This is a genomic window from Stenotrophomonas sp. YJH_SMC_130 (assembly GCF_059369035.1).
The window spans coordinates 195,823-209,413 of record NZ_JCAFSH010000004.1 but is presented as its reverse complement, the minus strand read 5'-3'; the positions used below and the strand labels follow the sequence as shown (position 1 = coordinate 209,413).

The 13,591-nt window shown below is 66.6% G+C and carries 13 protein-coding genes; 9 read left to right on the top strand and 4 right to left on the bottom strand.

Translation table 11 applies throughout. From position 1 onward, the window contains the following. Positions 1 to 88: 88 nt before the first annotated feature. From AC5P5V_RS09130 to AC5P5V_RS09105, 6 genes are all read left to right on the top strand, one after another. On the top strand, positions 89 to 1,543 hold the full coding sequence (locus AC5P5V_RS09130) for a surface lipoprotein assembly modifier (RefSeq protein ID WP_154350934.1): 1,455 nt from the start codon (positions 89 to 91) through the stop codon (positions 1,541 to 1,543). 136 nt (positions 1,544 to 1,679) lie between these two features. Continuing rightward, positions 1,680 to 2,084, top strand: a complete 405-nt coding sequence (locus tag AC5P5V_RS09125) for a response regulator (protein WP_005416747.1) — start codon at positions 1,680 to 1,682, stop codon at positions 2,082 to 2,084. 9 nt (positions 2,085 to 2,093) lie between these two features. Next, positions 2,094 to 3,680 carry a sensor histidine kinase gene (locus AC5P5V_RS09120; RefSeq protein WP_134968719.1) on the top strand — a complete coding sequence of 529 codons (1,587 nt, stop codon included), beginning with the start codon at positions 2,094 to 2,096 and terminating at the stop codon, positions 3,678 to 3,680. Positions 3,681 to 3,750: 70 nt separating this feature from the next. Then, positions 3,751 to 4,092 (top strand): type II toxin-antitoxin system prevent-host-death family antitoxin, encoded by a 342-nt coding sequence (locus tag AC5P5V_RS09115; RefSeq protein WP_049411569.1) that lies wholly within the window; start codon positions 3,751 to 3,753, stop codon positions 4,090 to 4,092. Positions 4,093 to 4,095: 3 nt separating this feature from the next. Continuing rightward, entirely contained in the window at positions 4,096 to 4,722 is a 627-nt protein-coding gene (locus AC5P5V_RS09110; RefSeq protein ID WP_134968718.1) for an ATPase, read from the top strand. A 63-nt stretch (positions 4,723 to 4,785) separates the two neighbouring features. After that, positions 4,786 to 5,403: a hypothetical protein gene (locus AC5P5V_RS09105; protein WP_134968717.1), complete on the top strand. Its 618-nt coding sequence runs from the start codon at positions 4,786 to 4,788 to the stop codon at positions 5,401 to 5,403. Between the two features lie 54 nt (positions 5,404 to 5,457). Here the strand turns inward: AC5P5V_RS09105 and proP are convergent, their stop codons facing one another. Continuing rightward, positions 5,458 to 6,945, bottom strand: coding sequence for a glycine betaine/L-proline transporter ProP (gene proP / locus AC5P5V_RS09100; protein WP_495215866.1), 1,488 nt, complete (start codon positions 6,943 to 6,945; stop codon positions 5,458 to 5,460). Positions 6,946 to 7,521: 576 nt separating this feature from the next. On the opposite strand from proP, the gene AC5P5V_RS09095 reads away from it, so the two are divergent. Then, a complete protein-coding gene (locus tag AC5P5V_RS09095) occupies positions 7,522 to 7,938 on the top strand; it encodes a host attachment family protein (protein WP_134968715.1) in 417 nt (138 codons plus the stop codon). 5 nt (positions 7,939 to 7,943) lie between these two features. Beyond that, complete coding sequence (locus tag AC5P5V_RS09090) at positions 7,944 to 8,267, top strand: thioredoxin family protein (RefSeq protein WP_134968714.1); 324 nt, start codon at positions 7,944 to 7,946, stop codon at positions 8,265 to 8,267. Between the two features lie 57 nt (positions 8,268 to 8,324). Here the strand turns inward: AC5P5V_RS09090 and AC5P5V_RS09085 are convergent, their stop codons facing one another. Next, positions 8,325 to 8,567, bottom strand: coding sequence for a hypothetical protein (locus AC5P5V_RS09085; protein WP_134968713.1), 243 nt, complete (start codon positions 8,565 to 8,567; stop codon positions 8,325 to 8,327). Positions 8,568 to 9,029: 462 nt separating this feature from the next. Between AC5P5V_RS09085 and AC5P5V_RS09080 the strand changes: the two genes are divergently transcribed. Continuing rightward, on the top strand, positions 9,030 to 11,381 hold the full coding sequence (locus AC5P5V_RS09080; RefSeq protein WP_134968712.1) for a GH92 family glycosyl hydrolase: 2,352 nt from the start codon (positions 9,030 to 9,032) through the stop codon (positions 11,379 to 11,381). A 143-nt stretch (positions 11,382 to 11,524) separates the two neighbouring features. On the opposite strand, the gene AC5P5V_RS09075 is transcribed toward AC5P5V_RS09080, so the two are convergent. Both AC5P5V_RS09075 and AC5P5V_RS09070 read right to left on the bottom strand, forming a co-directional pair. Then, positions 11,525 to 12,898 carry a sensor histidine kinase gene (locus AC5P5V_RS09075; RefSeq protein ID WP_231352135.1) on the bottom strand — a complete coding sequence of 458 codons (1,374 nt, stop codon included), beginning with the start codon at positions 12,896 to 12,898 and terminating at the stop codon, positions 11,525 to 11,527. After that, a complete protein-coding gene (locus tag AC5P5V_RS09070; RefSeq protein ID WP_134968711.1) occupies positions 12,891 to 13,565 on the bottom strand; it encodes a response regulator in 675 nt (224 codons plus the stop codon). The genes AC5P5V_RS09075 and AC5P5V_RS09070 overlap by 8 nt, the downstream gene beginning before the upstream one ends. Between the last annotated feature and the right edge of the window lie 26 nt (positions 13,566 to 13,591).

Below are 13,591 nucleotides of genomic sequence, written 5' to 3'. Positions count from 1 at the left end.
GCCACGCCCCTGACGGGGCAGGGCAGGGACAAGCCGCGATCCGCCAGTCCCTGCTTCGGCCCGCTGCATGCACCGCCACGGATCGCCCATGCGCCACCCCATCTTCCTTGTGTTCCTGCTGCTGGTTGCCGCCGACGTGTGCGCCCAGCAGGACGATCTGCGCCGCGTGCTCGAACAGGGCAGCGAACTGCGCCACCAGCAGCAGGACCAGCAGCGCCTGCAGCAAGCCGAATCACAGCGGCCGACGCTCACCATCGATGGCAAGACCGTGCGGGTGGAGCGCACCGTTGATGATCTCGGCCAGGCCCTCTACCTGTCGTTGCAGCACCAGCAGTGGCCGGCCGCCGCGGCGTTCCTGGCCGAATACATCGAGCTTCCGGGGCACGATCCGCTGCTGCGCCACTACGCGCAGGGTGCGTTGGCCCGCGTGGCCGGTGACCATCCGCGCGCTGCACAGGAGTACGAAGCGCTGCTGGCAGCGCAGCCGGACTTCCTGCCCGCCCGCCTTGAACTGGCACGCGTCTATGCCGAAGACCAGCGCGACCGCGAGGCGGTGGCATTGTTCGGTGCAATCAAGGCCGGTATCGACAGCAACGATCCGGCCACCGCAGGTGTCCGCGCTCGTGTGGACAGCTATCTGGACGCGTTGCAGGCACGCAGGCGCTGGAAGGCGGCGGTCGCCGCCGGGCCTGCATGGAGCGACAACATCAACCGCAGTTCGGCCAGCCGCACCTGCCTGTTCGTCGTCGGCGACACCTGCCTCATCGAACGCACGCTGCCCGAAGCGCAGCGCGCCACCGGCCTGGACTACGACGCCAACCTGGAACGGCGCTGGGCGTTGGCCGGCCATCATGGACTTTACGTGCGCGGTCTCGCTTTCGGTCAGGCATGGCGCGGGTACAGTGCATACAACGAGCTCAACGCCAGCGTGCAGGCCGGTTACAGCTGGCGCAGTGCACGGCACACCCTGCAGCTGGCGCCGAGCTATGACTTCCAGGCGCTGGGCAACCACGCTCTGCAGGGCGGCAGCGGCGTACACGGCGAGTGGCAGTACGCCCTGGACGGGCGCAGCCTGCTCAAGCTGGAGGCCGACTGGAAGCGCCAGCGCTATCGGCAGCCGGGCCTGGCTGACAACTACGATGGCGATCTGGCAGCGCTGTATGCCACCTGGTTCCGCGCGCTCAATCCGCGCTGGACCCTGTTCGCGGGCATGGACCTGAGCGACAGCAGCGCTGCCGACCCGGCCAACGGCTACCGCCAGCGCGGCCTGCGGCTGGGCGCGGCGCGCCAGTGGAGTGGCACCACGGCCACGGTGTTCGTGTCGTTGCGTCACCGTCACTACGATGCCTGGAGTCCGTTGCTGGAGGCGCGCAGGCAGGACGACGAACAGAACCTGATCGCCATCGTGCGCAGCGAGCGGCTGGCGGTGGGCGGGCTGGTGCCCAGCCTGAGCCTGCGCTACGCCCGTATCGACAGCAACGTCGGTTGGCTGTACAGCCATGACCGCGGCCTGCTCAGCCTGAAATGGGAGCGTGCGTTCTGAACGCACCGCTGCAAGGCCGGAGTGAATGCGCCGCGGCTGCGATCTTCATCGATCATCACGCGCCCTTGTAGCCCGGTTCGCGCATCCTACGACCGTTGCGGCGGAGGTGGGCCGCGTGTATCGAGGAGCGCCGGTCGTGCTGGAAGCGGGCAACAAACCAGAAGGCCTGAAAGGGTTGAGAGTACTGGTGGCGGAAGATGAATTCGCCATCGCGATGTTCCTGGTGGACTACCTGGAGCTGAAGGGCGCGCAGGTGGTGGGGCCGGCCGGGGACCTGCAGGCACTCGGCCGGCTGCTGGATGACAATCCCATCGATGTGGCCCTGCTGGACATCAACCTGGGCGGTGAACAGGTGTACCCGCTGGCCGACCGGTTGGCCGAAGCGGGTACGCCGTTCATGCTGACCTCTGGCTACGATGACAACCTGCCCAGCCGCTTCGCGGATGCGCCCCGCTGCACCAAGCCCTATCACATCGAGGCCCTGGTCCAGCAGCTGGCGGGACTGGTGGCGACGCCGCAGGCCCCTGCGGGCATCGCCTGATTGCGCGGCATGTCGCGCCGCACCGAAGGCCTCCGGGCCGTTGAGCGCCCGGCGGGCATGCCGCCGTCGCTGCAGGCGCATGCGCGCCATGACGGCATGGCCGCCCGTATTGCCCGGCACGACTGGTCAGGCACGCCACTGGGTGCGATCGAGCAATGGCCGCCGCACCTGCGCGCCACCGTCGACCTGATGCTTGCGCACGGCTTTCCGATGATCGTGCTGTGGGGCGAGCAGCTGGTGCAGCTCTACAACGATGGCTATGCCGAGATCCTGGCTGACAAGCATCCTGGCGGACTGGGCCAGCCGACGCGCGAATGCTGGCCCGAGGTCTGGCACATCAACGGCCCGATCTACCAGCGTGTGTGGCAGGGCGAGACCATCACCTATGAGGACAAGCTCTATCCGCTGGCGCGGCGGGGGCGCTTGGAGGATGTCTGGTTCACCATCACCTACAGCCCCATACGCGGAGAGGACGGGTGCATCAACGGCGTGCTGGTGACCATGTTCGAAACGACAGCCGCGCACGTTGCGCAGGCGGCCCGCGAACGCGAGGAACAGAAGCGCCGTGAGAGCGACCGCCGGTTGGCGCTGGCCTTCAAGGTGCTGCCGGTGGGTGTCTGCATTGTCGATGCCGACGGCAACCTGCAACTGTCCAACGACCAGATGCGGACCTATCTTCCCACCGGCAAGGTGCCCTCCACGGATCGCCCCAACCACTACCGGTGGCAGGGTACGCATCCCGATGGCTCGCGCATCGAACCCCACGATTTCGCCATCGCCCGCGCCCTGCGGGGGGAGACGATGGTCCCAGGCCTGGAGTTCCAGTTCATCCATGACGATGGGCGCGCGCGCTGGACGCGTGTCGCCGCCGCACCGCTGCGTGATGCCGATGGCGGGGTGAGTGGCGTGTTCGCGATCGCCGTGGACATCGACGACCTCAAGCGTGCCACCGAGCGCCAATCGGTGCTGCTGGCCGAACTGCAGCATCGCGTGCGCAACATCATGTCGACCATCCATGCCCTTGCCTGGCGGACCCGCGCATCGGTCGGCAGCGTGGACGAGTATGCCGAGCGCCTGTGCGCGCGGCTGATGTCACTGGCGCGCACGCAGAGCCTGTTGACCCGTGGCGCCAATGTAGGGGTCTGCCTGCGCGGCATGCTCGAGCAGGAGATCGCGGCGCAGACACCGGCCGCCGCCGCCTATCACCTGCAGGGTGAGGATGTGCTGTTGCCACCGAAGGCGGCCGAAGTACTGTCGCTGGCCATCCATGAGCTGGCCACCAATGCGTTGCGGTATGGCGCGCTGGCCCACGAGGACGGCCGGATCGATGTCTGCTGGCACCTGCAGGTGCAGGATGGGCAGCCGTGGCTGGGCCTGCACTGGTGCGAGCGCCATGCCGAGGTGGAGGGGTGGGAGATGCCACGCCAGCGTGGCCTGGGCCGGGTCCTGATCGAGCAGCGGGTGCCCTATGAACTGGCCGGCAGCGGCGAGCTGCGCTTTACCCCGCAAGGCCTGGATGCCTGGATCCGCTTCCCGCTGCGCGAGCGTGACAGCCTGCTGCAGACCGACGCCCCGGACGCTGGGGCGCCGGGGTGAAAAGGGATTTATCCCCAATTTGGCCAAATTGGGTATAGTGGCTGTCATCCACCCTGTCTGGAGCCGTGCCATGACCCTGCCGCTGGATCTGCCTGGCCTTGAAAAAGCCCCGGCCTCGTCGGTGAAGACCCGGGGCTGGCCGAGCCTGATGCGCACCGTGCGCGAAAAGCAGGCGCTGGTCATCACCAACCACAATCACCCGGAAGCGGTGATCGTGGACATCCGTACCTACCAGGAGCTGCTGGCCAAGGCCGCGGGTGGCGATGCCGGTGAGCGCAACGAAGAGCTGCTGCGCCTGCGCAGCGAATTCGACCAGAAGCTGGCCGGGCTGCAGCGCGGGGAGGGGCTGGGCAAGGTGCTGGGCCAGCCGATCCGGCGCGGCCGCAAGGTCACCCTCGGCCGCCCGCTCTGATCGATGGGACGCATCCTGGCGCTGGCCGGCGTCAATGGCGCCGGCAAGAGTTCGCTGCTGGGCACCTGGCTGGACGCCGAAGGGCTGAGCTGGTTCAACCCGGACTCGTTCACCCGTCGCCTGGTCGACGCCGGCTGGCCGCTGCCGGAGGCCAACGCCGAGGCCTGGCAGGAAGGCACCCGCCGCCTGCGCCAGGCCATGGCCGAGGGCACCGACTTCGCCTTCGAGACGACGCTCGGCGGCAACACCATTCCGCGCCTACTGCTCGAGGCCTGCGAACGGCATCAGGTGGCGATCTGGTTCTGTGGGCTGGCCGATGTCGAGCTGCACATCGCCCGTGTTGCGGCGCGGGTGGCCGCTGGCGGCCACGATATTCCGGTGGAGAGGATCCGCGCGCGCTTCGATTCCGCGCGCGCGAACCTGCTGGAGCTGCTGCCACACCTGGCCGAGCTGCACGTCTACGACAACAGCGCACCGGCCGACGCACAGGGCTGCGTGGTGCCGCTGCCGGTACTGGCCATGGCTGCAGGCGAACTGCAATACCCCATTGCGGTAGCCGACCTGCTGCACACGCCCGGCTGGGCCAAGCCCATCGTGATGCGTGCGATGGAATTGAACAGCCTGCGCTAGATCCACGCCATGCGTGGATGCCTTGGCTGTGGTTAGACTGGCCGCACACCCAAGGAGGATGACATGCACGGACCTGCGATGTTCCGCTCCACTTCGATCTGCCTGGCGCTTGCTGCGCTGGCGCTGTCCAGCTTGACGGCGGTGGCTGCGCCGGCCGCGTCCAAGCGGGTGGTGGCGCCGCCCAGCCTGGTACAAGCGTATCGGGCCGCCGAAGCCAATCTGCGGCTGATTCCCGGCGACGACATTGAATCCGAGTTCCGTCCGGTGTGGACCGCTGTTGCCGATCTCGATGGCGACGGCCGTGCCGAGGTCGTGTATTTCTACACGTCCACCTACACCGGCGGCAGCTTCGCCCAGCGCAACGTTGTTGCGGTGATGACCGCGTTGGCCGAGAACGATCCGCGGGGCCAGGAGAACCCGAAGAGCCTGTCGCCGGTGGAGGCAGAGGACTATGCCGCCATCCGCAGGTATGGCTATGGCGACGACGCGGTCGAACAGATTCCAGGCGCCATCCATGCCATCCGCATCCAGGGTGATCGCATCATTGTCGATTTCACCGTCAGTGCCGGGGCGACGGTCTGCGAATGGAAGAGCCCAGATCGCCACGTCTGTCCGCCGGACGGGAACTACACCTGGACGCTGCGTTGGACGCCGGGAAAGCTGGCGCGCATCAAGACGTAGCGCCAGTGGCGCCGCAGATCCACGCCATGCGTGGATCGCGTTTTGCACCCGATCTCAGGCAGGCTTCACCTGCTCGGGCTCGGCAACATCCGGCAGCGGCGGCAGGGTCGGGTCCACCGTCACCGGCACATCGCTCTTCAGCAGCGCAGCGGCTTCCTTCCTGCAGCCGACCGCCGGCGGTGAGCCGCGCAGCGGCAGGCCAGCGGTTTCCTTCACGAACAGCATGGTCACCAGGCCGATCACCGCCGCGCCCATCAGGTAATAGGCCGGCACCAGCGGGTCGCCGGTGCGTTCCACCAGCCACGCGGTCACCAGCGGCGTGGTGCCACCGAACAGCGACACCGACACATTGAAGGCGATCGACAGCGCGCTGTAGCGCACCGGGGTGTAGAACAGCGCCGGCAGCGTGGACGGCATCGAACTGGTGAAGCACACCAGCGCCAGGCCCAGCAGCATCAGGCCGAGGAAGATCAGCCCGTCATGGCCGCTGCCGACCAGCAGCAGGCACGGAATGGCCAGCACCAGCAGCGCGATGCAGGCACCGATGATCATCGGGCGGCGGCCCAGCCTGTCACTGAAGACGCCGCCGACGATGTTCAGCGGCATCATCACCAGCATCACGATGATGATCAGCAGCAGGCCCTTGCTCTCGGCGTAGCCCATGGTGACGCTGAGGTAGCTGGGCATGTAGGTCAACAGCATGTAATCGGTGACGTTGAACACCAGCACCAGGCCCATGCACACCAGCAGCTGGCGGCCATGCACCTGGAACAGCGCGCGCAGCCCCGGCCGGTCGTGTTCGCGCTTCTCGGCTTCCTCGGCGAAGGCGCGGAACGCCGGGGTTTCCTCCAGCTTCATGCGCATGTACAGGCCGAGCAGGCCCAGCGGGCCGGCCACCAGGAACGGAATGCGCCAGCCCCAGTCCAGCATCTGCTCGCTGCTCAACAGCATGTGCAGCGCGGTCACGGTACCGGCGCCGGCGATGTAGCCGCCCAGCGTGCCGAACTCCAGCCAGCTGCCCATCAGGCCGCGGTTGCGATCGGTGGAATACTCGGCGATGAAGGTCGCCGCGCCGCCATATTCACCGCCGGTGGAAAAGCCCTGCACCACGCGTGCGAGCAGCAACAGCACCGGTGCCCAGATACCGATGCGCTCGTAGGCGGGGATCAGGCCGATCGAAAAGGTACCCAGCGCCATCAGGACCATGGTGAACGCCAGCACTTTCTGGCGGCCGTAGCGATCACCCAGCGGTCCGAACACCAGGCCGCCCAGCGGCCGTACCAGGAACGCCACGGTGAAAGTGGCGAACGCGGCGATCACCTGCGCGGTGGGATTGCTGGACGGGAAGAACACCTGGCCGATGGTGACCGCCAGATAGCCGTAGACACCGAAGTCGAACCACTCCATGGCATTGCCGAGTGCGACCGCGCCAACGGCGCGCTTGAGCATGGGCTTGTCGACCACCGTGATCTCATCGACCTTCAGGTGGCGGCGGCGCTTGAACCAGCCAAAGTGGGCGTGTGCATCGGGGGTGTCCTGCATGGGGACTCCTTGTTGGGTAAATACGGTGCGGAACAGACGGTGTGGTGTGTCCCGAGAAACGGAAACGGCGATGCAGGCGCAGGTGGCGCAGGTGGCGCAGGGGGCGCAGGGGGCATCGGGGCTGGGGGAATGTGCGCACGCACGACGCCACGCGCACGAAATCGCACCGCAGTAACGGTGGACATGCGGAAACACACCACTGCAGCCGCGCAATCAGCGGCCAGCGGTCACGTCAGCGTGGGAATGCAGGCAGAGCGCCTGCGGGCGTCATCCGCCGGGATCCAGCGCGAGGCGATGGAAGGGCAGGGCGGGAGCCATCGTGGCAAGCGAAGCGCCGGTCGGCAGTGCTTCCCACGTAACAGGTGCGCCCGTCACGTAGTGGGTCGTGTCGATCATCGGTTCATGATAACGGCATCGGTGTGAGCATGCGGAGAAGCGGGCTGATCTGCACGCTGTGTTCCATTGCGCCTGTTCATCCGCAATGCATGCGATGACACGCGTTGAACGAACCTTGGCCGCAGCCCTCACGCAGTGCTGTCTACGGTAGTGCCGAACGCAATCGAGAAGGAGCATCGCATGACCCGTCGCATTCCCGAAGGCACCCTGATCGTCGTTGCCGATGGTGGTTCGGCCCGCGTGTTCACCAACGTGGGCAGCGAACATCAGCTTGCGTTGAAGCAGGAAGGTGAGCTGCGCCTGCAGGACATCAGCGAGCAGGGTATCTCAGGTCAGGGGCCGGCCGGTGCGGTGCCGAAGGACATGTCCATTTCCCAGCTCAACGAGGCGACGTTCGCCAAGCAGGTGGCTGAGCAGCTCAACGAAGATGCCTTGAATAATCGCTATGCACACCTGGTACTGGTGGCAGACCCGACCACGCTGGGCCGTATCCGCCCGCTGCTGCACAAGGAGGTCCAGGCGCGCCTGCTGGGCGATATTGCCAAGGACCTGACCAATTCACCGGTGGAGGACATCCAGAAGGCCTTGGCGGGGTAACGAGCATGCCGTTCATGCGTGACTACCCGGCGGCGGAGCCCGCCGGCGCGGACGTGGAAGCTCAGGCGGGCTGGCTGCTGCTCGAGTTCGGTGCACCCTGGTGTGGCCATTGCCAGGCCGCGCAGCCCACACTCCAGGCGTTTGTCGACGCCCATGATCTGGTGCATTGGAAGATCGAAGATGGCAAGGGAAAGCCACTGGGGCGTGCTTTCAAGGTAAAACTGTGGCCGACAGTGGTGCTGCTGCATGACGGCCAGGAAGTGGCGCGGGTGGTGAGGCCGGTCGACAGCGCCGACCTCGCCACGTTGCAGGGCGCATTGCCGGGTTGAGAGCAGCAATCATTGCGTGTGGTCCGCACGGCCGGGCAGGCTCGGCTGCATCGCGGGCTAGTGATAGGTCACCCTTTCCGCTTCCGCGCGCAGCTTCTGCAGCAACGACCGACCATGCTGGCTCAGCATGACCATCGCGTTGGCGATTTCTTTGGCGTTGTAGCCCATCGGTGCGGGTGGCTTCGGCTCGGGGCCGTACTGCTCGCCGATGAGGATGGCCATGCCTTCGGCACTGTTGAGGGCGTGTTCGATGCGCTGGAACAGCGATTCCATGGCCGGGCTGAGCGGACGTTGGGTCATGCGGGAACTCCTTGGGAAGCGAAGGCCACCGCAAGGGTGGCGGGCGATGCGAGGTTGGAACTTCGGCTGAGCTTTGGGAAAAGCCGGAGGGCCATTCGGCCGCCGCGCACCGCCCGCCGTAGTTACGGCAAGCAGATCCCAAAGCTCAAAACGGGGTTCCAATCCCGGCAGCGGCGTTTGCGCTGCGGTGCCATCCTGGGCAGATCGAGGCGCTGCATACCAATTGATGGTTCGTCTCGCTTTCTCCCGTTTCGAAGGCGCGGTCTTTCAGAGGTGCATGTGTGGACATCCATTGGCGTATCGGCACCGATCGGGAGGCGGGAGACCGCAAGGCTATGAGGCGACTCGTCGTCCGGCCATGCAATTACGTGCAAATCATCGTGCCGGTTCCGGCGGCCGCACTGCAGCATGCGACAAGACAGGCCCGGTGCTAGGATCCGACTACCACCTGAATCGATCCAAATGCCGATGCCCACGCTGGACCGTCGCCTCCTGATCGCCTTCGCTGCCACCGCCATGCTTGTCACCGGTACCGCCTTGGCGGCCCCGTCGAAATCCGCCGCCGAACGCGCCTATGCCTCGGTCGACCCGTTCATCGGCACCGGTGGCGAAGGCCACACCTACCCGGGGGCCACAGTGCCGTTCGGCATGGTCCAGCTCAGCCCGGACACGCGCATCCAGCCGCGCGAAAAGGCCTACGGCTGGGCCGCAGGCTACCGCTACGACGACAGCAGCATCGTCGGCTTCTCGCATACGCACTTCTCCGGCACTGGCCATTCCGATCTGGGCGACATCCTGCTGATGCCGTTCACCGGCAATCCGGGCCTGGAGCGCGGCGATCCGGAAAAGCCGCGCAGCGGCTATGCATCGCGCTTCCGTCATGACGATGAAAAGGCCGAGCCGGGCTACTACGCGGTCACCCTGGATGACTACAAGGTACGCGCCGAACTGACCACCAGTACCCGCGTGGGCGTGCACCGCTATGCCTTCCCCAAGGGCACCGACGCCAAGGTGCTGCTGGACATGCGTACCAGCATGTATGACTACCCGGGCAAGGTGCTGTGGTCGCGGGTACGGGTGCGCGCCGACGGTACGGTGACCGGCTTCCGCGAGACGCGCGGCTGGGCGCCGGGCCGCCAGCTGTATTTCGCGATGCGTTTCTCGCGCCCGCTGGCCGGGCACGAGCTGCACAACACCGAGCAGGACATCGTCTACAAGGGCTTCCCGCCGCCGGGTGAGAAGGATCCCGCGCAGCGCGCCCAGATCGAAGGCCGACAGCTGGTCGGCACGTTCGCATTCGGCAAGCTGGATGCACCGCTGGTGGTGAAGGTGGCGATCTCGCCGGTCAGCGAAGCCGGCGCCATCGCCAACCTCGACGCGGAAGTGGCCGACTTCGATTTCGATCGCGTGCGTGCACAGGCGAAGCAGGAGTGGACGCAGGCACTGTCCGTGCTGGACATCGACGCGCCGGAGCATGCCCGTCGCAGTGCCTATACCGCGCTGTACCACACGATGCTGGGGCCGACGCTGTTCATGGATGCCGATGGCCAGTACCGCGGTTCGGACAACGCAGTGCACAAGGCCGACGGCTTCACGCACTATTCCACGTTCTCGCTGTGGGACACCTACCGTGCGCTGCACCCGCTGCTGACGCTGGTGCAGCCGGAGAAGCGCAACAGCGACTTCGTCAATTCCATGCTTGCCCACCATGAGCACAGCCCGTACGGCATGCTGCCGGTATGGTCGTTCCATGGCCTGGAAGACTGGTGCATGATCGGCTACCACGCCGTGCCGGTGATCGCCGATGCCTACGTGAAGGGCATTCGTGGCTTCGACGCCGACAAGGCGCTGAAGGCAATGGTCGAGACCGCCAATTACGGTCCCTATGACGGCATCGCGCAGTACCGCGAGCTGGGCTACGTGCCGATCGACGAGGAGGGCGAAGCAGCCAGCAAGACGCTGGAATACGCCTTCGACGACTGGACCATCGCGCGCATGGCGCAGGCCATGGGCAAGGCCGACATCGCGGCGACCTTCGACAAGCGCGCAGGCAACTGGCGCAATGCCTTCGACAAGGACACCGGCTTCATGCGCGCACGCAAGCGCGATGGCAGTTTCCGCACGCCCTTCGACCCCAGCGCCAGCGGCTACGGCACCGACTACACCGAAGGCAATGCCTGGCAGTATTCGTGGTACGTGCCGCAGGACGTCGCCGGGTTGGCGGCCGCGCACGGTGGCAGCGACAAGCTGCTCGCGCGCCTGGACGAGGTGTTCAACGCCAAGGTGGATCCATCGATCTTCGAGCACATGGAAGACATCACCGGCCTGATCGGCTGGTACGCACATGGCAACGAGCCCAGCCACCACGTGGCCTACCTGTATTCGTATGCCGGCCAGCCGTGGCGCACGCAGGCGCGCCTGAAGCAGATCATGGATACCCAGTATGCGGACCGCACCGATGGCCTGGCCGGCAATGATGACGTCGGCCAGATGTCGGCGTGGTATGTGTTCACCGCGCTGGGCTTCTACCCGGTTGCACCGGGTTCGGGCGAGTACATTCTTGGCCGTCCGTTCCTGCCGAAGACCGCGATGCGCCTGCCCAACGGCAAGACGTTCACCATCGTGGCCGAGGGGCTGGATGAAGCGCACACGTACGTGGGCAGCGTGACGTTGAACGGCAAGCCGCTGCAGCGTACCTTCCTGCGCCACGACGAGATCCTGGCCGGTGGCGAACTGCGCTTCAGCATGCAGGCCGAGCCGAACAAGGACTGGCCGGGGCAGGGCGCGCAGGCGCCGTATTCGATGAGCCGATGACGCGCACTCGGTAGGTGCCAACCTTGGTTGGCACGCTTCACGGGTGACCGGGAACCTGTAGAGCCGAGCCCATGCTCGGCTCAGGCATCGTGCCAGGAGCAGCCGAGCATGGGCTCGGCTCTACAAGGGCAATTCAACAACGCTCAGCGAAACCGCAGCCCCACGCGCGCGCCACCGAGCGGCGCCGTTTCGATCTTCAACATCGCGCCATGCCGCTGCGCGATCTCGGCCACGATCGCCAGCCCCAGCCCGCAGCCGTCGCCCTCGCTGCTGGCCCGGTAGAAGCGTTCCGTGACGCGCGCGCGCTCGGCTTCGGCGATGCCGGTGCCGTCATCGTCCACCCACACCTGCACGCCGTCGGTCTCCTGCCGAAGGCCGAGGGTGATCACTCCGGGCGCGGCGCCATAGCGCAGCGCGTTGTCCAGCAGGTTGCCCAGCGCCTCGCGCAGCAGCTGTGGATTGCCCTGTACCTGCACGCTGTCGTCGGGTCCGTCGTAACCCAGGTCCACGCCTGCAGCCAACGCACGATCGGCGTAACGCTCGACCACGCCACGCGCCAGCGCGGCCAGGTCCAGCGGCCGCAGCGGCAGCGCGCTGCCCTGTGGATCTTCCGAGCGGCTGAGCATCAGCAGCTGATTGACCAGGTGCTGCAGCCGCGCCAGGCCGGCCAGCGTGCCGGACAGCGCCAGTTGCTGCGCCTGTGGATCATGCTGGCGCAGGGAACTCTCCAGCTCCACCTGCATCGCAGCAAGCGGCGTGCGCAGCTGGTGCGCGGCGTTGCTGACGAAGCGCCGTTGCGCCGCCTGCATCGCATCCAACCGGTGCAGCAGCGCGTTATAGGCTTCCACCGCCGGCCACAGTTCGCGTGGCGCTTCCTGTGCGGGTTCCAAGGGCGCCAGTGGGTCCGGGCGGGGGCTGGCCAAGCGCCGCGCCACCTGGTTCGCATGGCGTGCGGCAGCGCCGGTCCCCGACCACGCCAGCCACGCCGCCAGTGCCAGGATCGCGGCCTGGAACGGGATGCTGGTCAGCAGCAGCTTGCGCTCCAGCCGGTGGCGCTTGCGCAGCGTCTCGGCCACGCGCAGCCGGATGTCATGGCCCGGCCCGGCGCTGACCACGACTTCGACCATGCGCACTGGCTGCCCACGTAGGCGCGCATCGTAATAAACCGCGTCGTCGCTTGAAGCGGCGGTGGCCGGGCGGGGCAGGGCTTCGGCCAGGTCGCCATACAAGCGTGCACCCGCAGCATCGACCACTTCGCCATGCACTTCGTCGGCGGTGTCCCAGCTGAACATACGTGACACCGCGGGCGTGATCTCGATCGAGGCATGACCCTCCTGCACCGTCACCAGCTCGGACAGCGACATCGCCGAGTCCAGCAGCCAGCGGTCATAGACCTGGCCGGCGTAGAAACGGGCCAGCGCGAAGGAACCTACCGCGCTGCACAGCAGCAGCACCAGCAGCGGCAGCCACAGGCGGCGCAGCAGCAGGCCACGCAGGCTGTGCACGCGCTCAGTCACCCACGGCCTCCAAGCGGTATCCAAGCCCACGCAGCATGCGGATGCCGACGCCGACACGCGCCTGTTCCAGCTTGCGGCGCAGGCGGCTGACATGCACTTCGATCACCGACAGGCTGGCCTCGTGGTCCCAGCTGTACAGCGCGTCGAACAGGCGCTGCTTGGTGACGGTGCGGCCGGGATGCTGCATCAGGGCCTCGACCAGCGACAGCTCACGCGCGGTCAGTTCGATGCGCTGGCCGTCCACCTGCACTTCATTGCGGATGCTGTCGAAGCACAGGCGACCCAACCGCTTCTGCGCAGGCGCGTCGCTGCGGCGGCGTGACAGCGCACGCAGGCGTGCTTCCAGCTCTCCCAGCGCGAACGGCTTGGCGAGATAGTCGTCGCCACCCCGGTCGAGGCCGAGGATACGGTCTTCTATACCGTCGCGCGCAGTAAGGATCAGCACCGGCAGGGTCACACCGTCGTTGCGCAGGCGCGAGAGCAGGTCGAGGCCATCGACGTCGGGCAATGAAAGGTCGAGCACCATCACGTCATATGGCGCGCTGGCCAGTGCAGCGGGTGCATGCAGTCCGCGCGAGAGGTGGTCGCACAGATGACCCGTGCCCTGCAGGGCACGGATCAGTCCATCGGCCAGGGCGGCGTCGTCTTCGATCAGCAGGATTCGCATTGCAAGCTTCGTGCAAGGTTGGGGCA